Raw genomic sequence first — 19,286 nt, forward strand, 5'->3', positions numbered from 1 at the left:
CCACGGCCTCGCAGAGCTCGGCCGGTTCGTGAGGCGTTCAGATGTCCGCAGGGACATCTTCTCGTCCACACTCACCCACGGCCTCGCAGAGCTCGGCCGGTTCGTGAGGCGTTCAGATGTCCGCAGGGACATCTTCTCGTCCACACTCACCCCCCCGCAATCGGCGGCCAGATGGCGAGCACGTCGCCTTCGACGAGTGCGAGCGTCGCGCGGTCTTCGGGGGCGACGTAGCGGCCATTGACCAGCACCAGGTGCACCAGCTTCATCGGCAGACCGAAGGGTTCGATGACCTGGGCGATGCTGGCGCCGTCGGCCACATCCAGCCGCACTTCGTTGCCCGGTGGGCGATCATGCGGCAGGTACTGGGCCAGGCTGGCGTAGAGCTTGAAGGTGATCTGCATGTCGATGCCCAGTGTCGTGCAAGGCGCATGGCCTTGCACGAGCGGGCCCTTGCAACTCAGGCGCGGACGTGGGCCTGTTCGCCCTGCGCCTGGGCGCAGGCCAGGTAGGCTTCCATCAGCAGCGTGGGTTCCTTCAGCAGGCGCTCGCGCCAGTCACCCAGCTTGACCTGGCCTTCGACCAGGCCGCGCATCACGCCGACATGCTCGGTCCAGCCGATGGCGTTGCAGCCGATCAGCTTCTCGTCGTCGAACTGCAGGCTCAGGTGGCGGCCGGCGGCCTCGTCGGTCTGCTCGACATGCGCGCCACCTTCCACACCGTCCCACTTGCCGAAGCTGGCCGAGATCATGCCCAGCGTGTCGAGCACGTTGATCTGGGTGACGCCCTTGAGCTCGGTCGTGCGGCCGATCATGTTGAGCGCGGCCACGCGGGCTTGTTCAGCCGCGTTGGGCTGGATCGCGCTGACGATGGTGCGGCCGGTGACCTTGTCGAAGGCCTCGGCGCAGTCACCGGCGGCGTAGATGCCCGGCACGTTGGTCTGCAGATGCTCGTCGGTCAGCACACCCTGCAGGCAGGTGATGCCGCTGTCCTGCAGGAAGCCGATGTTCGGGCGCACGCCGGTGGCGCTGATGACCAGGTCGGCCTCCAGCACCTGGCCGGTGGACAGCTTCACCCGCATCGGTGCGCCGCCCGCCGGCGCGGGCGCCGGTGCCGGGGCGCTGCCCAGGCCGAAGGCGTTGGCGATCTTGCCCAGCAGGCCGGGCTCGGCAGCTGGCGCGGCCGCGGCGGCGCCAGGGCGCTCGATCGCCTCGACCTTGGCGCCGGTGAAGACCTTCACGCCCTTGCGCTCGACCCATTCCTTGATCATGCGGCCGGCGGTGGGGCCCATCATGCGCGGCACCATGCGGTCGCCCATCTCCACCACGGTGAGCTGCACGCCACGCGTGGCCAGCGCTTCCATGATGATGCAGCCGATGAAGCCCGCACCCAGCTGCAGCACGCGCGCACCCGGCTTGGCGCTGGCCATGATGGCGCGCGCATCGGCCAGGGTCCAGCAGCTGTGCACGCCGGGGCCGTTGATGCCCGGGATGGGCGCAGTGGCGGGCGAGGAGCCGGTGGCGATCAGCAGGCGGTCGAAGGACTCGCGGCTGCCGTCGGCCAGCACCACCGCCTTGCCCGCGACGTCGACCTTGGCGGCCTGGCCACGCTTGAGCGTGATGCCCAGTTGCGCGAAGTGGCCGGTGGTGTGGCGCAGGTGCGTGCCTTCTTCGCCCACCTTGCCGATCAGCAGGTAGGGAATGGCCATGCGCGAGTAGGGCGCCTCGGGCTCGTCGCCGATGACGACGACGCTGTCCTGGGGAGCCTGCTTGCGCAGGGTCTCGGCCGCAATGATGCCGGCCGGGCCGGCGCCGAGGATGACGTGCTTCATGGTGCGTGCGGTGCAGGAATGAAAAGGGCGGTCACGAGAACCGCCCGGTGGATCGTGGACCGAGGACTTACAGGCCCAGGCGCGAGCGCGTCTCGGGCTTCAGCTGGCCGTTGTTGTCCCAGCCACGCAGCTCGTAGTACTTGGGCAGCATCTCGGGCAGCTTGCTGACCAGGCCCTTGGCGGGGCCGGTCTTGGCCGGCTCTTCGAGCAGGCGCTTGGGCAGCGTGTCGTCCTTGGCGGTGAAGCCGGCCTGGTTGTTGAAGTCGCGCTCCATGTTCCAGATCCGCTCGCCGATCTTGGCCATGTTCTCGAGGGTGAACTCGGGACCGCAGGCGGCAGCCACCTGCGGCGCGACATCGGCCAGACCCCAGGCGAAGCTGGTGAAGATGCAGATGCCGGCGGCGTCAAACGCGGCGGTGGCGTCCTGGAAGGCGATGACCAGTTCGGGCTTGCCGTCGGCCGTCAGCGGATCGGTCTTGACGGGGATGCCCAGCACCTCGGAGGCGACGGTGTAGCTGCGCAGGTGGCAGGCGCCGCGGTTGGAGGTGGCGTAGGTCAGGCCCATGCCCTGGATGCCGCGGCCGTCATAGGCCGGGAACTCCTGGCCCTTGACGCTCATGCTCAGCTCGGGGTGGCCGTACTTCTCGCACAGGCGCTTGGAGCCCTGGCCGATCTCCTTGCCGAAGCCTTCGCCCTTGGCGGTGATCTCGGCGAAGTAGGCCAGCGCCTGGGCCGAGCCGAACTTGGCGTCGATGCCCAGTTGCTCCTGGGTGAGCACGCCCATCTGGTAGAGCTCCATCACCGCGCCGACGGTGGCGCCGAAGGTGATCGGGTCCATGCCCTGCTCGTTGCACAGCACGTTGGCGTACTGCAGCGCTTCCAGGTCGTTGACGCCGTTGGCGGCGCCCAGGGCCCAGGCCGCTTCGTACTCCAGGCCGCCCGAGGCGCCCCAGTACTGCGGCTTGTTCTCGACGGTGAAGTGGCCCTTGTCGATCTTGCTGATGCGGCCGCAGGCGATGGTGCAGCCGAAGCAGGCCTGGTTGGTCACCAGGTGCGGCTTGCCGTCGCTGGCGCGCGGCGTGGCCATGGCTTCGGCGGAGATGTCCTTCGCGCCTTCGAACTGCACGTCCTGGAAGTTGCGGGTGGGCAGCGCGCCGACCTCGTTGATGACGTTCATCAGCACCTGGGTGCCGTAGGTCGGCAGGCCCTGGCCGGTGACGGCGTTGTCGTGCAGGATCTTCTTCTTCTCGGCGGTGACCTTGAAGAACTCCTTGGCGTCGGCCAGGTTGCCCACGCCCTTGGTGCCACGCACCACCACGGCCTTGAGGTTCTTGCTGCCCATCACGGCGCCCACGCCCGAGCGGCCGGCGGCACGGTGCAGGTCGTTCACCACGGCGGCGAACAGCACCTGGTTCTCGCCGGCCAGGCCGATCGAGGAGACGCGCACCAGCGGGTCCTGGTGGGTCTTGTGGATCGTGGCCTCGGTCTCCCAGACCGACTTGCCCCACAGGTGCGAGGCATCCTTCAGCTCGGCCACGTCATCGACGATCGACAGGTACACCGGCTTGGGCGACTTGCCTTCGAAGATGACCATGTCCCAGCCGGCCATCTTCAGCTCGGCGCCCCAGTAGCCGCCCGAGTTGGAGCAGGCGATGGCGCCGGTCAGCGGGCCCTTGGTGACAACGGTGTAGCGGCCGCCGGTGGAGGCCATCGTGCCGGTCAGCGGGCCGGTGGCCCAGATGATCTTGTTGTCAGGCGACAGCGGATCGACCTTCGGCGAGATCTCGCTGGTCAGGTACTTGGAGGCCAGGCCGCGCGAGCCCAGGTACTCCTTGGCCCAGTCCATGCGCAGCGGCTCGGAGGTGACGGCGCCGGTGGTCAGGTTGACGCGGAGGATTTTTCCAGCCCAGGACATGTGTGATGCTCCTTGTTGCCTGTGGTCAGGCCGCGGCCTGTTGGTTGCCCAGCTTGTTCGCCCAGGCCTGCATCTTGTCGATGCCGGTCCAGTTGGCGTCGACATAGGTGATCGCGCCGGTGGGGCAGGCGTCGGCACAGGCCGGCTCGCCACCGCACAGGTCGCACTTCTGCACCTTGCCGGTTTCCTGGACGTAGTTGACGGTGCCGAAGGGGCAGCTGATCGTGCAGACCTTGCAGCCCACGCAGGTGCTCTCGGCCACCACCTTGGCGCCGGTGGCCTTGTCCACCGTGATCGCCTCGACCGGGCAGGCGTGCAGGCACCAGGCCTCATCGCACTGGGTGCAGGTGTAGGGCACCTTGCGACCGGTCTCGTGGAAGTCGAACACGCGGATGCGCGAGCGGGCGGTGGCGAACACGCCGTAGTTCTCGTAAGAGCAGGCCATTTCGCACTGCCGGCAACCCGTGCACTTGTCCGGGTTGATGTGAAGGCTCTTCTGCATGGAGGGTCTCCGCGTCGGTCCTTGTGAAGTTCGTGAGCCGGGCATAGGCGTTCAGCGCCTGACCTCGGGCTATGCAATGATCTGCATAGCCTCTGCCAACGCCTACCCCGGGGTAACCCGAAATCCTGTGCGGGTATCTGAGGCAGGTGTGCCAGTCTGGTACGTCACGCGCCGACGCCTTGCCGGCGAGGGGGTGAATACTGTATAAATATCCAGTGGATTCGCTGGATGTTTCACCCCTGGCCGACCCGGCTGCGCTGCACCCGGCGCTCTGGCGCGCCCGCCCGGGCGGCGGCGCTGCTGCGGGCGACACCACCCCCAGCGGGTTCGCGGCCCTGGATGCCGAACTGCCCGGCGGCGGCTGGCCGCACCGCGCGCTGACCGAGCTGCTGCTGGCCGGCCCCGGCCTGGGCGAGTGGCGACTGCTGGCACCGGCGCTGGCCCGCCAGGCGGCGGCCGGCCGCTGCCTGATGCTGGTCGACCCGCCGGCCGAGCTGTCGGCCCCCGCGCTGGCCGAGCTGGGTCTGCCGCCGGCGCAGTGCATCGTCGTGCGGCCGCGCCAGGCGGCGCGGCCGGCGGCGCGCAGCGCGGTGCGCCGCCACCAGGGCACGCCGGTCGAGGTCTGCTGGGCCATGGAGCAGGCGCTGCGCAGCGGCCAGCTGGGTGCCTTGCTGGCCTGGCCCGGCGCCGCCGCGCGGCCCGAGGTCCTGCGCCGCCTGCAACTGGCCGCCCAGGCCCACGCCGGGCCGGCCTTCCTGCTGCGCGAACCCGCCGCGGCCGAACGCCCCAGCCCGGCGCCGCTGCGCCTGCTGCTGAGCTGCAGCGGCCCGGATGAACTGTCGCTGCGCCTGCTCAAGCGCCGCGGCCCGCTGCGCGAGCAGCCGCTGCGGCTGGCGCTGCCGCCGGTGCTGTCGGCGCGGGCGCGCCAGCGCGCCAACCAGCCCTGGCCCGCCCCGGCCCGCCAGCCGCAGCCGGCGCTGCCGGAGCGGGCCGGGCCCGGTCTGGCGGCGGTGCCGGGCAGCGCACCCTGGCTGGCCCGGCTGGGCGCCCCTGCCAGCGACCGATGAGGGCCCAGGCATGCTGTGGCTGGGGGTGCACCTGCCGGTGCTGTCATTGGCGTCGCTGGCGGCCGAGCGCGGGCCCGCCGCCGCGGCCGAGCCGCTGGCGCTGATCGGTCAGCACCGGCTGCTGGCGGTCAATGCCGCCGCCCGGGCGCTGGGCCTGGCACCGGGCATGAAGCGCGCCACCGCGCTGGCGCTGTGTCCCACGCTGCAGCTGGGCGCGGCCGACGACGCCCGCGATGCCCGCGCGCTGCACGATGCCGCACACCGCCTGATGGTCTTCACGCCCAGCGTCGTGCTGTGCCCGCCCCAGGCCCTGCTGGCCGAGCTGCAGCCCAGCCTGCGCTGCTTCGGCGGTCTGGCGGCGCTGCGCGAGCAGCTGCTGGCCGCGCTGGCCCCGCTGGCGCAACCGCTGCAACTGGCCTGGGCGCCCAGCGCCCAGGGCGCCGCCTGGCTGGCCCGCTGGGCGCCCGATGACACCGCTCCCGCGGCGCTGACCCACGCGGTGCTGGCGCCGCCGCCACCGCCCGGCGGTGGCCACTCGCGCGATCCGGCCTGGGCCGCGCTGCAGCAGCGCCTGGACGCCCTGCCCGCCAGCGCGCTGGCCGACAGCCCGGCCCAGGCCGAGGCGCTGCAGGCCCTGGGTCTGGCTACGCTGGCCGACTGGCGGCGCCAGCCGCGCGCCGGCCTGGCGCGGCGCTTCGGCCCGGCGCCGCTGGACGCGTTGGACCGCGCCTGGGGCACTTGCCCTGATCCGCGCCAGCCGCTGCAGCCGCCCGAGCGCTTCGCCGAACACCTGGAGCTGCCCGGCCGCACCGATGACGCCGATCGCCTGCTGGAAGCCGCCACGCTGCTGCTGGGCCGCCTGGGCGCCTGGGCGCGTGCGCTGCAGGCGCGGGTGGGGCGCTTCACGCTGGTCTTCCACCACGAAACGCGCCTGCGCGCCGGCCCGGCCGGCGAGGCTGGCGCCCACACCAGCCCCTTCACGCTGGCGCTGGCCGAGCCCTCAGCCGATCCCGCCCACTGGCGCGCCCTGCTGCGCGAGCGCCTGGCGCGCGAGCCGCTGGCCGCGCCGGTGCTGGGCCTGACGCTGCGCTGCGACGACCCGGTGCGCAGCCCCGGTCCGCCCGCCGCGCTGTTCGACGAGCCCGGCGCCAGCGGCGAAGGCCTGGTGCGCCTGCTCGAGCGCCTGCAGGCGCGCCTGGGCGAGCACAGCGTAGGCCGGCTGGCGCCGCGTGCCGAGCACCGCCCCGAGCAGGCCAGCGCCACCGAACCCCTGCCGGCCTGGGAGCGCGCCCGCAGCGCCCCGCCGCCGCCCGCCGCCCGCCTCACACGACCCGCCTGGCTGCTGCCGCAGCCGCTGCCCCTGCCCGAGCAGCAGGCCCGCCCCTGGCTGGACGGCCAGCCGCTGCGCCTGCTGGCTGGCCCCGAGCGCATCGAGTCCGGCTGGTGGGACGGCGCGCCGGTGGCGCGCGACTACTTCATCGCCCAGACACCGCAGCAGGCGCTGCTGTGGATCTACCGCTTGCGCCCGGCACCGCCGGCCGGCCAGCCGGGTTGGTTCCTGCACGGTCGTTTTGCCTGACCCTCAGCCCCGCTTCAGTCGACGGGCGAGACAGCGGCGACAATCCGGCGCCATGTCCCGCCCATTGATGAGCCCCGCCGCCGACCAGCGCGGCGCCCCCAGTACCGACACCCTGGCCCTGGTGGCCAGCCTGTGGTTTGCGCTGGCCTGCAACCTGAGCTTCTGGCACGAGGTGCTGAGCGGCCGTGACGCCACCGCCCCGGCCACCTGGCTGTTTGCCGGCGCGCTGTTCGTGGCCCTGGTGGCCGTGCACTTCCTGCTGCTGGGCCTGGTGCTGCACCGCGCCTGGGCCAAGCCGCTGCTGGGCCTGCTGCTGGTGGCCACCGCCTTCGCGGTGCACTACACGCAGAAGTTCAACGTCTACCTCGACCCGTCCATGCTGCGCAACGTGCTGCGCACCGACGTCAAGGAAGCCAGCGAGCTGTTCACCTGGAGCATGGCGCCGCACCTGCTGTTCTACGCCGTGCTGCCGCTGCTGCTGCTGTGGTGGGTGCCGATCCGGCGGCGCCGCTGGCCGGGCGCGCTGGCGCGGCGCATCGGCTGGCTGCTGCTGGCAGCGGCGCTGGGCGTGGGCGCGGTGATGGCCGTGTTCCAGGACTTCGGCAGCCTGATGCGCAACCGCAAGGAACTGCGCTACCTGATCACCCCGGCCAACTACCTGTACTCACTGGGCCGCGTGGCCGTGGCCGACACCCGCAGCGCCGCCAAGCCGCGCGAGCCCCTGGGCACCGACGCCCGCCCCGGCGCGGCCTGGGCTGCGCGCAGCAAGCCCACGCTGTTCGTCTTCGTGCTGGGCGAGACCGCCCGCGCCGCCAACTGGGGCCTGTCGGGCTACGCACGTCAGACCACGCCGCAACTGGCCGAGGTGCCGGGCCTGATCAACTTCAAGGACGTCAGCGCCTGCGGCACCAACACCGAGACCTCGGTGCCCTGCCTGTTCTCGCCCTGGGGCCGGCGCCAGTACGACGAGGACCGCATTCGCGGCAGCCAGGGCCTGCTGCACGTGCTGGACCATGCCGGCCTGGGCACCTTCTGGCGCGACAACCAGTCGGGCTGCAAGGGCGTCTGCGATGGCCTGCCCAACGAGCGCCTGGCCACCACCGCCAGCGCCCTGTGCGATGGCGAACGCTGCCTGGACGAGGCACTGCTGCGCGACCTGGATGCGCCGCTGGTGGCCGCCTCCGCCACCGCCGCCAGTGCCGCGCAGGGCCTGCCCAAGGCCGTGACCGACAGCCGCGTGGTCGTGCTGCACATGCTGGGCAACCATGGCCCGGCCTACTACAAGCGCTACCCGGCGAGCTTCCGCCGCTTCGAGCCCACCTGCGACACGCCCGACCTGCGCCAGTGCGAGATCCCGCAGATCGTCAACACCTACGACAACGCGCTGCTCTACACCGACCACGTGCTGGCCCGCACCATCGACTGGCTCAAGGCGCGCCAGGACCGCTACGACACCGCGCTGATCTACGTGTCCGACCATGGCGAATCGCTGGGCGAGAACCGCCTGTTCCTGCACGGCGTGCCCTACGCCATCGCCCCCAAGGAGCAGACCCAGGTGCCGATGGTGGCCTGGTTCTCGCCGGGCTTCGCCGACAGCCGCCGCCTCGACCTGGGCTGCGTGCAGGCGCGCGCTGCCCAGCCCGCCTCGCACGACCACCTGTTCCACAGCCTGCTGGGCCTGATGGACGTGAAGACCGCGGTGCGCGAGCCCGCGATGGACCTGTTCGCCCCGTGCCGTCGATGATGCTGCAGCCCCCCGTCACCCCCGCCCCGCAGATCGACGCCACGCTCGCCGCCCAGGGCTTTGGCGTGCTGGACGCCGACGGCGCCGGCCACCTGCTGGGCTGCCCGTCCACCGCACTCGATGCCTGGCTGCCCTTCTGGGACCGCCTGCCCCCCGACCGCTACCTGAAGGACGGCGGCCGCTACCGCTACCGCCGCCACGGCTGCTTCATCGTCGAGGGCGAGCAGCTCACGCTGGCGCCGCACCGGCCGCACTGGCAGCCGGTCGAGTACAACGCGCTGCACGGCGGCATCGAGCGCCACTTCGAGCCGATCGAGCCGGCGCTGCTGGCGCATCCGCTGTGGAACCGCTGGCTGGTGGCGATGGCCGCGCGCGCCTCGGCCCTGAAGGGCGCCCGGCGCTGGTATGTCGAGGCGCATCCGTTCCGCATCGACACCACCGATGGCATCGGCCGCCCCACGCCCGAGGGCGCGCACCGCGACGGCGTCGACCTGGTCACCGTCACGCTGGTGGCCCGCCAGGGCATCAAGGGCGCCGAGACCCGCGTCTTCGCCGCCCAGGGCCGCGAGGGCCAGCGCTTCACGCTGAGCCAGCCCTGGAGCACGCTGCTGCTCGACGACGAGCGCGTGATCCACGAGTCCACGCCCATCCAGCCCGCCGAGCCCGGTGGCCATGGCCACCGCGACACGCTGGTGCTGACCTTCCGGGCGAACGGCTTCCAGGGACCCTGAGCCCGCTCAGGACGACCATGCGTGATTTCGCCTGGGGACTGATCGGACCGGGCGGCATCGCCCACCGCTTTGCCGATGCCGTGCAGCGCCTGCCGCAGGCGCACCTGGCCGCGGTGCTGGGCCGCCAGCCGGCGAGCGCAGCGGCCTTTGCCGCGCGCTGGCAGGTGAGCGGCAAACCGGCGCCGCGCGTGGCCGACAGCCTGTCCGCGCTGCTGGGTGCGGGCCGCATCGACGCGGTCTACATCGCCACCCCGCACAGCGCGCATGGCGACTGGGTCCGCGCCTGCCTGCTGGCCGGCGTGCCGGTGCTGTGCGAGAAGCCGCTGGTGCCGCACGGGGCGCTGGGCCGCGAACTGGTCGCGCTGGCGCAGCAGCGGCAGGTCTTCCTGATGGAGGCGCTGTGGACGCGCTTCCTGCCGGTCTACGAGCTCATCGGCCAGTGGCTGGCCGAGGGGGCGATCGGTCGGCTGCAGACCATCCAGTCCAGCTTCTGCTTCCCCGCCGACGCAGGGCCCGAGAGCCGGCTGTTCAACCCGGCGCTGGCCGGTGGTGCGCTGCTGGACATCGGCATCTACAACCTGTCGATGTCGCGCTGGGCCGTGGCCGCCGCCACGGGGCAGGCCAGCGACCCGCTGGACCTGGCGGTGGACGGCGTGCTGGCGGCCACCGGGGTGGATGCACGGGTCACGGCCACGCTGCGTTTTCCCGGCGCCATCCAGGCCCAGTTCGTCTGCGGTTTCGACGGCGCCGCCGAGAACAGCCTGGCGCTGTTCGGCACACAGGGCTCGATCCTGGTGCCGCAGCACTTCTGGGAAGGCACGCGGGCCGTGCTGACGCGGGCCGGCCAGGCGCCCGAGGTCCACGACCGGCCCTTTGCGATCAACGGTTTCGAGTACGAGATCGCCGAGGCCATGCGCTGCATCCGCGCCGGCCTGACCGAGTCGCCGCAGATGCCGCTGGCCGAGACCCTGGCCACCCTGGCCTGCATGGACGAGATCCGCGGCCGGCTGGGGGTGCGCTACCCGTTTGAATGATGGGGGACGCCGTTCACTGAGCTGTGCCCCATGCGCTTGAGGCGATCGCTCAGGCGCGCTGCGTGCAAACAATTGCACTTTCGTTCGTCGAGTCCGACCGCGACTTCCGGTGCCAGTCCCGTGCCGCCGGTGGCAGAGGTCGGTGCCCAGCGACATGCATCAGCCCTGAACACCTATGAAGTATTGATGCATTTCGCTATCCAACAGACCTCCAGGCGCTGACTCACGTAGCGCTCGAAGGCAGGGAACTTCCGGGCAAACCCTATGTGCAAAGGTTTGCACAAATGGCACACTGGCGCCCAGCGACGCGACACCCGCGACGCGATGGCCCTGGCCCAACCGACCCTGCCCCGAACAACACAAGCACTGGAGATGACGATGAAACACCCTCAAGCTCGGCTCACGCCGGTGGCCGTGGCGGCCACCATCGCCGTGCTCAGCCTCTGCGCCCAGCAGGCCCAGGCCCAGGCTGCGCCCGCCGCCGAGTCCACCGCCACGGACGCCGCCAAGGCATCCCCCGCGCCGGCCGGCGACGCCGGTGCGTCGGCAGCGGACATGCTGGAACTCAACAAGGTCATCGTCACCGGACGCGGCGCCGACATCACCAAGTTCAAGACCTCCTACTCCATCAGCACCTTCTCCGAGAAGGATCTGGCCCGCAAGGCGCCGCTGAGCATGGCCGCGCTGATCACCCAGACCCCTGGCATCTTCACCGAGAGTTCGGGCGGCGAGGTCGGCAACAACGTCTACTCGCGCGGCCTGCCGAACGACAACTACCGCTACCTGCCGCTGCTGGAGGATGGCCTGCCGGTGTGGGAGGAGGGCGCCGGTGCCTTCACCAACGCCGACGCGTTCTTCCGGCTCGATGCCACCACCAAGAGCGTGCAGATCACCCGTGGCGGCACCGCGTCCATCCTGGCGAACAATGCGCCTGGCGGCTCGGTCAACGTGATCTCCAAGAAGGGCACCGACACGCTGGAGGGGCTGGTGAAACTGGAGGTGGGCGACTACGACCACCTCCGCACCGATTTCAACCTGTCCGGCCCGATCAATGACAAGCTGCTGTTCCAGATTGGCGGCTTCCAGCGGGTCGACAACGGCCTGCGCGACCCCGGCTTCAGCGGCAACAAGGGCGGCCAGTTCCGCGGCGGCCTGACCTACAAGCTCGACGACGGTCAGATCTACCTGGGCTACAAAAAGCTCGACGACCGCAACATCTTCTACACGGCGATGCCGATGGCCTCGCCCAGCAAGGGCTTGCCGGGCCTGTCGGCTGGCGACGGCACCCTGGTCTCCAGTGCCTTCAGCGCGATGCAGATCCCTGACGGGCAGGGTGCGTTCAACACCCCCTACAACCTGAAGGATGGCATCCACACCGACACCAACACCTTCACCGCGCTCTTCGAGAAGAGCCTGTCCGACTCGGTCACGGTCTACAACAAGTTCCGCCGCACCACCGGCAGCATCGACTTCAACGGCCTGTTCAGCAACGGCGTCGACAACGCCCAGACCTTCCTCGACAACGCGCTGACCCGCCTCAAGGCGGCCAACCCCAACACCGTCTCCGCCGCCTACCGCGTGGTGGGTGGCGACGGCCGCAACCTCAGCGCCTCGCAGATCGGCAATGGTCTGGCGGTGACCGAGGGCCTGTGGAACACCAAGGTGGCCCTGGACAACATCGTCAACGACCTGAGCCTGAAGAAGGACATCGAGACCGCCATGGGCACGCACGAGGTCGTGGCCGGCGTGTACTACAGCCAGTTCGACCAGCAGCAGAACTGGAACTGGAGCGATGTGCTGACCGAAGCGGTCAATCGCCCCCGCCTGCTCACCGTGGTCGGCCTGGATGCCGCGGGCAACGTCACCACCTCGCGCACGCGTGGCGGTCTGCTGAACCTGCACACCAACCTGCAGGAGTTCCACGACCACGTGACCAACCTGGACTACTACGTCACCGATAACTGGCAGGTGTCCAAGCCGCTGCGCATCGACGGCGGCATCCGCTACCACACGGTCAAGAAGAACGGCCTGATCGCGCAGACCACCAACAAGGACCTGGGCGACCCGAACACCGTGGCCGATGACAGCGTGGCCGTGTTCACCGGGGAGTACAAGCCCTACAGCTTCTCGGCCAAGGAACTGGCCTGGTCGCTGGGCGCGAACTACGAGTTCAGCCCGCAGGTCTCGGTCTTCGCCCGTGCCGGCAAGAGCTTCCGCATCACGCCGGAGTTCGCGCAGTGGTTCAACTGCTGCACGCCGATCGAGAAGAACATCGGCATGTTCGAACTGGGCTTCAAGTACGCCACCCGCGAGTACTCCGCCTTCGTCACCGCCTACTACAACAACTTCCCCAACCTGTCCTTCAACACCACGTCGACGGTCAATGGCCAGCAGGTCACGCAGTCGGCCAAGGCAGCGGCCAAGTCGATGGGCCTGGAAGCCGAGTTCGTCTGGCGACCCAACAGCACGTTTGATATCGCGCTCAGTGGCGTCTACCAGGACCTGAAGTACAGCGGCTTTGCCGGCAACAACCCGGATGGCACATCGTTCGATTTCACCGGCAACCAGATCGTGCGCCAGCCCAAGCTGCAGGCCTCGATCCGACCGGCGGTGCACTTCGGCGACAACAAGGCCTACGACCTGTTCGCCGACTACCGCTACACCGGTCAGCGCTATGCCGACGTCGCCAACACCGTGGCCCTGCCGGCCTACGGTGAACTGGACCTGGGCTTCGCGGCGGCGATCAATCCGCAGACCCGCGTGCAACTGCTGGTGACCAACCTGTTCAACACGGTTGGCGTGACCGAAGGCAACCCGCGGGCTGGCGTGATCCAGGGCGGCCAGGAGGCGGCCTTCCAGGGTCGTCCGATCTTCGGCCGCCACGTTCGGGCCAGCGTCGAGTTCAAGTTCTGATCGAAGGGCAGGGCCAGCAGCCCCAGGGAAAGCCCGGTCGACCCAGAGGTCGACCGGGCCGATCGTTGAGGCCTCCGGCCTGTCCTGTCCCAACACACCAACATCGACCGCCCTCGTCTCCAGCAGCATGGCCTCACTGAGCCTTCAGGGCATCCGCAAACGCTACGGCGCCCTTGACACCATCCACGGCGTCGACCTGGACATCGACAGCGGCGAGTTCGTCGTCTTCGTTGGTCCGTCGGGCTGCGGCAAGTCGACGCTGCTGCGCATGGTCGCCGGCCTCGAGGAGATCAGTGACGGGCGGCTGACCATCGGCGGGCGCGATGTCACGCACCTGCCGCCGCCGCAGCGCGGGGTGGCCATGGTGTTCCAGTCGTACGCGCTGTACCCGCATATGACGGTCTACCAGAACATGGCCTTCGGGCTGAGCCTGGCCGGGACCGACCGGGCCGAGTTGCACCGACGCGTCACCCAGGCGGCTGAGATCCTGCAGCTGGGACCGCTGCTGGAGCGTCTGCCCAAGGCCCTGTCGGGCGGCCAGCGCCAGCGCGTGGCGATCGGCCGCGCCATCGTGCGGCGGCCGCAGGTGTTCCTGTTCGACGAGCCGCTGTCCAACCTGGACGCGGCGCTGCGGGTACAGATGCGCATCGAGCTGGCGCGGCTGCACGCCGAGATGCAGGCCACCATGGTCTACGTGACCCATGACCAGGTCGAGGCGATGACCCTGGCCGACCGCATCGTGGTGATCAACCAGGGCCGCATCGAGCAGGTGGGCACGCCCTTGAGCCTCTACCACCACCCGCGCAACCTGTTCGTCGCCGGTTTCATCGGCTCGCCGCGGATGAACTTCCTGCCGGCGCGCGCCGGGCACGAGCCCGGCCGGTTCGTGCTGGCGAACGGTGGAATCGAGGTCGCTGGCATCGCGCTGCCGGGCTTGGCACCAGCGGCTGCGGTGACGCTGGGCATCCGGCCGGAGCACATCGAGCTGGCCGACGATGCTCCGGGTGCCATTCCCGCCCGTGTGGAGGTCATCGAGCACCTGGGCAACGAGACCTTCGCACACCTCGACATCGGCGACGACGCACAGGCCTTGCTGGTGGCGCGACTGGACGCCGAATCCGCCGTCGTCCGCGGCCAGCGTCTGTGGCTGCGCCTGCCGTCCCAGCGCCTGCAGGTCTTCGCGGACGATGGCCGGAACCTGCGACCCGAGGTGGGCGCATGACCCTGCTGTCCCTGGCCACGCTGCGTCAACTGGTCTGTGCCGCAGGGGCGGTGCTGGCGATCATGGGCGCGGCGCAAGCCGCCACCGTGACCATCACCTGCGGCTCCACCGGCCGCGAGTTGGCGCTGTGTCGCGAGGGCACCGAGTCCTGGTCTGCACGCACGGGTCACAGCGTCAAGCTGGTGACCATGCCCGGTTCCGACACCCTCACGCTGACCCAGCAACTGCTGGCGGCAGGCGCGGCCGATATCGACGTGTTCCAGATCGACATCGCCTGGACCGGCATCCTGGCGCGGCACCTGCAGGCCTTGGGGCCAGCAGCCGCCGACCGCACGGCGCAACACTTCCCGGCCATGGTTCAAAGTGCCACGGTCGGAGGACAGTTGCTGGGCATGCCGTGGTTCGGTGATGCGGGTGTGCTGTACTACCGCAAGGACCTGCTGCAGCGCTACGGCCTGGCCGTGCCGCGCACCTGGGCCGAGCTGCGACAGGCCGCTCAGACCATTCAGGCTGGCGAGCGCCGGCGGGGCGCGGACAAGTTCTGGGGCTTCGTCTGGCAGGGGCGTGCCTATGAAGGCCTGACCTGCAATGCGCTGGAGTGGGTGGCGAGCCAGGGTGGCGGCGGTGTGGTGGACGAGGGCGGTCGGATCACGATCAACAACCCCGCAGCCGCGAAGGCCCTGCGCGAGGCGGCCGGCTGGGTGGGCACGATCACGCCCAAGGGCGTGCTCAACTACACCGAGGAAGAGGCGCGTGGCGTTTTCCAGTCGGGCAATGCCGCGTTCATGCGCAACTGGCCCTACGCCTGGTCGCTGGTCAATGACCCAGGCAGTTCGGTGCGCCACCTCGTGGGCGTGGCAGCGCTGCCCGCTGGCGCCGGAGGTCGATCGACTGCCACGCTCGCCGGCAGCCTGCTGGTGGTCAACAAGTACTCGCGCCACAGCGACCTGGCCATCGACCTGGTTCTGCACCTGACCAGTGCCGCCGAACAGAAGCGCCGCGCCATCCAGGGCTCCTACAGTCCGACGCTGCCGGGCCTGTACGGTGACCCGGAGGTGCTGGCCACCGCGCCCTATCTGGCCACACTCAGGGACACCTTGCTCAGCGCGGTGGCCCGACCTTCGACGGCCACCGGGGCCAAGTACAACCGGGTGAGCATCGAGTTCTCGAATGCCGTGCATTCGGTGCTGACCGGCGAGTCCGACGCCGACGAGCGGCTGCAGGTGCTGGACAACAAGCTGCGCCGACTGCGCCGCGGAGGCCAGTGGTGAACGCACGTCCTCAGACACCGAGGGTGAGCATCGCCCGCCAGCGCACGCGCATGGCCTGGTGGCTGCTCAGTCCGATGCTGCTGGTCCTGCTGGTGGTGGCGGGTTGGCCGCTGGCGCGCAGCGTCTGGTTCAGCCTGACCGATGCCAGCCTGACGGATCTGTCCCAGGTCAGTTTCATCGGGCTGGACAACTACCTGTCGCGCGATGAGGGCCAGTGGATCGGACTGTTGGCCGACCCTGACTGGTGGCATGCGGTGTGGAACACCTTCCGCTTCGCGGCGCTGTCGGTGGCCATTGAGACCGTGCTGGGCACCGTGTTCGCGCTGGTGCTGCATGCGCAGTTCCCGGGGCGCGCCTGGGTGCGCGCGGCCGTGCTGATTCCCTGGGCGGTGCCGACCATCGTGTCGGCGCGCATCTGGGGCTGGATGCTCAACGACCAGTTCGGCGTGATCAACCAGGGCCTGCTGGCCGTGGGACTGATCGATCAGCCGCTGGCCTGGACGGCAGACCCCAGCCTGTCGATGGTGGCCATCGTGCTGGTCGATGTGTGGAAGACCACGCCGTTCATGGCGCTGATGGTGCTGGCTGCGCTGCAGATGCTGCCCACCGACTGTTACGAAGCGGCGAGGGTGGATGGCGTGCCGGCCTGGACCGTGTTCTGGAAGGTCACCCTGCCGCTCATCCGGCCGGCACTGATGGTGGCGGTGATCTTCCGACTGCTGGATGCGCTGCGGGTGTTCGACGTGATCTATGTGCTGAGCGCGAACGGCCAGAGCACGATGTCGATGTCGATCTACGCCCGGCAGCAGTTGGTCGACTTCCAGGATGTGGGCTATGGATCGGCGGCGTCGACGATGCTGTTCATGCTGATCGCCGGCTGCGTTGGCGTCTACCTGACGCTGGGCCGCGTGCGTCTGGGCGAGGAGGACTGAACCATGCATCGCCATTGGGGACGTCTGGGGTTCTGGCTGCTGGTCGGGGTGATGGTCGTGTACTCCGTCTTCCCTTTCTACTACGCGGTCGTCACGTCGCTGAAACCGGGTTCGGCGCTGTTCCGTGTCGATGTCCTGATCCGGGACTGGCACTGGGAGAACTACGCCACCGTGTTCCGCGAACAGGCCTTCGGCACCAACATCCTCAACTCGGTGCTGGTGTCGGTGTCGGTGGTCGCTCTGTCGTTGGGCTTGGGCGTGCTGGCGGCCTATCCGCTCGGGCGGGTTCGCTTCGCCGGGCGTTCCACGCTGCTGGTGACCATCCTGGGCGTGTCGATGTTTCCGCAGGTGGCCGTGCTCTCGGGCATGTTCGAGCTGATCCGCGCGCTGGGTCTGTACAACAACCTGCTCTCGCTGACGCTGTCCTACATGATCTTCTCCCTGCCGTTCACGGTCTGGGTCCTGACCACCTTCATGCGCGACCTGCCCAAGGAGCTGGAAGAAGCCGCGTTGATGGACGGTGCCACGCCCCTGACCCTCATCACCCGCATCTACCTGCCGCTGCTGGGCCCGGCGGTGGTGACCACCGGCCTGCTGGCCTTCATCACCGCCTGGAACGAGTTCCTGTTCGCACTCACCTTCACCTTGAGCACCGAGCAGCGCACGATTCCCGTGGCCATCGGCCTGATCAGCGGTGCCAGCCAGTACGAGCTGCCCTGGGGCCACATCATGGCGGCGTCCGTCGTGGTGACCTTGCCGGTGGTCGCGCTGGTGCTGGTGTTCCAGCGCCGGATCGTCTCCGGCCTGACGGCCGGCGCAGTGAAGGGATGAGCGCGGGCCGTCCCCGCACGCACCCGAACGGAAAGCAGATGAACGAGACCCTGACTCCGGCCGTACCCGTGGCCGCTTCCCGCACGACGGACAAGGATTGGTGGCGCGGCGCCGTCATCTACCAGATCTACCCGCGCAGCTTCGCCGACAGCAATGGCGACGGCGTGGGTGACCTGCGAGGCATCACCCGTCGACTGGACTACGTGGCCAGCCTGGGTGTCGATGCGATCTGGGTGTCTCCTTTCTACCGCTCGCCGATGCGCGACTTCGGCTATGACATCGCTGACTTCCGCGAGGTGGATCCTCTGTTCGGCTCCCTGGCCGACTTTGACGAACTGCTGGCGCGCGCCCACGCGCTGGGTCTGAAGGTGCTGATCGACCAGGTGCTCAGCCATACCTCGGACGAGCACGCGTGGTTCCGCGCCAGCCGTGCCAGCCGCGACAACGACAGGGCCGACTGGTACGTGTGGGCCGACCCGCAAGCCGATGGGACACCACCCAACAACTGGCTCAGCGTGTTTGGTGGATCGGCCTGGCAGTGGGATGCGCGGCGCCGCCAGTACTACCTGCACAACTTTCTCGCCAGCCAGCCTGACCTCAACCTGCACCACCCGGCGGTCCAGGCGCAACTGCTGGACGATGTGCGCTTCTGGCTGGATCGTGGCGTCGACGGCTTCCGCTTTGATGCCGTCAACTTCTACTTCCACGATCGTGCGCTGCGCAGCAATCCAGCCTGGGGTGACGAGCCCCGGACCGATCACTCCACCCCCGACAGCAACCCCTACGCCTGGCAACGCCACCTGCACGACAAGACGCAGCCGGAGAACCTGGACTTTCTGCGCCGCCTGCGTGCGCTGATGGACGCCTATGGCGCCACCACCAGCGTCGGTGAGATCGGCGACGACAACGCGCTGGCGGTGATGGCCGACTACACCAGTGGCGGCGACAAGCTGCACATGGCCTACACCTTCAACCTGCTGCGCGATGAACTCGACGCGGCGCATGTGCGCAACGTGGTCGAGCAACTGCAGGCGGGCATCGGCGATGGCTGGCCCTGCTGGTCGATTGGCAACCATGACGCACCGCGCGTGATGAGCCGCGTGGGCGGCGAGCATGCGCCTCCTGAGCTGGCCAAGGTGCTGCTGGCCATGCTGGTCAGCCTGCGCGGCAGCGCCTGCCTGTACCAGGGCGAGGAGCTGGGCCTGCCCGAGGCAGAGGTGCCCTTTGAAGCTTTGCAGGACCCGTACGGCATTGCCTTCTGGCCCGAGTACAAGGGGCGCGACGGTTGCCGCACGCCAATGCCCTGGGACGACCAGTTGCCGCACGGTGGCTTCTCCAGCGTCACCCCCTGGCTGCCGATGTCGCCGCGCCACCTGCCCCTGGCGGTCAGCCGCCAAGAGGCCGACGCCAACTCGCCGCTGCACTTTGCGCGACGCTTCCTGGCCTGGCGGCGCACGCAGCCGGCACTCGCGAAGGGTGAGCTGCGCTTTCTGCCGGCGCCGGCGTCGTGCGTGGTGTTTGCCCGCAGGCTGGATGCCACCGACCTAGTGGTGGCGCTCAACATCTCTGCCGAGCCCGCCTGCATCGCGCTGACGGGCCTGGGCACGCTGCAAGCCCTGTCAGGACATGGCCTGTCGGGGGCGCTGGTCGGCGACCACATCGAGTTGCCCGCCTACGGCGGTTTCTTCGGACTGGCCGGCGGCGACGCCGCTTGAGC

15 protein-coding genes are annotated in these 19,286 nt (G+C 69.5%); 11 read left to right on the top strand and 4 right to left on the bottom strand.

From position 1 onward, the window contains the following. Nucleotides 1–146: 146 nt before the first annotated feature. The 4 genes from thiS to KAK03_RS16745 form a co-directional block, all read right to left on the bottom strand. Nucleotides 147–401 (bottom strand): sulfur carrier protein ThiS, encoded by a 255-nt coding sequence (thiS, locus tag KAK03_RS16730; protein ID WP_210855448.1) that lies wholly within the window; start codon nucleotides 399–401, stop codon nucleotides 147–149. A gap of 56 nt (nucleotides 402–457) precedes the next feature. Continuing rightward, entirely contained in the window at nucleotides 458–1,828 is a 1,371-nt protein-coding gene (locus KAK03_RS16735) for an NAD(P)/FAD-dependent oxidoreductase (protein ID WP_210855450.1), read from the bottom strand. Between the two features lie 67 nt (nucleotides 1,829–1,895). Next, complete coding sequence (locus tag KAK03_RS16740) at nucleotides 1,896–3,743, bottom strand: aldehyde ferredoxin oxidoreductase family protein (RefSeq protein ID WP_210855452.1); 1,848 nt, start codon at nucleotides 3,741–3,743, stop codon at nucleotides 1,896–1,898. Between the two features lie 25 nt (nucleotides 3,744–3,768). Further along, complete coding sequence (locus tag KAK03_RS16745; protein WP_210803797.1) at nucleotides 3,769–4,245, bottom strand: 4Fe-4S dicluster domain-containing protein; 477 nt, start codon at nucleotides 4,243–4,245, stop codon at nucleotides 3,769–3,771. Nucleotides 4,246–4,460: 215 nt separating this feature from the next. On the opposite strand from KAK03_RS16745, the gene imuA reads away from it, so the two are divergent. From imuA to KAK03_RS16800, 11 genes are all read left to right on the top strand, one after another. Then, nucleotides 4,461–5,312, top strand: a complete 852-nt coding sequence (imuA, locus tag KAK03_RS16750) for a translesion DNA synthesis-associated protein ImuA (RefSeq protein WP_310738641.1) — start codon at nucleotides 4,461–4,463, stop codon at nucleotides 5,310–5,312. A 10-nt stretch (nucleotides 5,313–5,322) separates the two neighbouring features. Continuing rightward, on the top strand, nucleotides 5,323–6,891 hold the full coding sequence (locus KAK03_RS16755; protein ID WP_210855455.1) for a Y-family DNA polymerase: 1,569 nt from the start codon (nucleotides 5,323–5,325) through the stop codon (nucleotides 6,889–6,891). A 52-nt stretch (nucleotides 6,892–6,943) separates the two neighbouring features. Next, complete coding sequence (locus KAK03_RS16760; RefSeq protein WP_247661226.1) at nucleotides 6,944–8,635, top strand: phosphoethanolamine transferase; 1,692 nt, start codon at nucleotides 6,944–6,946, stop codon at nucleotides 8,633–8,635. Then, complete coding sequence (locus KAK03_RS16765) at nucleotides 8,632–9,366, top strand: 2OG-Fe dioxygenase family protein (protein WP_210855457.1); 735 nt, start codon at nucleotides 8,632–8,634, stop codon at nucleotides 9,364–9,366. Before KAK03_RS16760 ends, KAK03_RS16765 begins: the two co-directional genes overlap by 4 nt. Before the next feature lie 17 nt (nucleotides 9,367–9,383). Continuing rightward, nucleotides 9,384–10,400: a Gfo/Idh/MocA family protein gene (locus tag KAK03_RS16770; RefSeq protein WP_210855459.1), complete on the top strand. Its 1,017-nt coding sequence runs from the start codon at nucleotides 9,384–9,386 to the stop codon at nucleotides 10,398–10,400. 378 nt (nucleotides 10,401–10,778) lie between these two features. Then, entirely contained in the window at nucleotides 10,779–13,313 is a 2,535-nt protein-coding gene (locus KAK03_RS16775; RefSeq protein WP_210855462.1) for a TonB-dependent receptor, read from the top strand. Between the two features lie 127 nt (nucleotides 13,314–13,440). Continuing rightward, complete coding sequence (locus KAK03_RS16780) at nucleotides 13,441–14,535, top strand: ABC transporter ATP-binding protein (protein WP_210855464.1); 1,095 nt, start codon at nucleotides 13,441–13,443, stop codon at nucleotides 14,533–14,535. Next, nucleotides 14,532–15,806 carry an ABC transporter substrate-binding protein gene (locus KAK03_RS16785; protein WP_210855466.1) on the top strand — a complete coding sequence of 425 codons (1,275 nt, stop codon included), beginning with the start codon at nucleotides 14,532–14,534 and terminating at the stop codon, nucleotides 15,804–15,806. Before KAK03_RS16780 ends, KAK03_RS16785 begins: the two co-directional genes overlap by 4 nt. Further along, entirely contained in the window at nucleotides 15,803–16,738 is a 936-nt protein-coding gene (locus KAK03_RS16790; protein WP_310738642.1) for a carbohydrate ABC transporter permease, read from the top strand. The genes KAK03_RS16785 and KAK03_RS16790 overlap by 4 nt, the downstream gene beginning before the upstream one ends. Nucleotides 16,739–16,741: 3 nt before the next feature. Further along, entirely contained in the window at nucleotides 16,742–17,569 is an 828-nt protein-coding gene (locus KAK03_RS16795) for a carbohydrate ABC transporter permease (RefSeq protein WP_210855468.1), read from the top strand. A gap of 38 nt (nucleotides 17,570–17,607) precedes the next feature. Next, entirely contained in the window at nucleotides 17,608–19,284 is a 1,677-nt protein-coding gene (locus KAK03_RS16800; RefSeq protein WP_210855470.1) for an alpha-amylase family glycosyl hydrolase, read from the top strand. Nucleotides 19,285–19,286: the final 2 nt, after the last annotated feature.

The sequence above is a fragment of the Ideonella alba genome (assembly GCF_018069845.1).
Classification (GTDB): Bacteria; Pseudomonadota; Gammaproteobacteria; order Burkholderiales; family Burkholderiaceae_C; genus Ideonella; species Ideonella alba.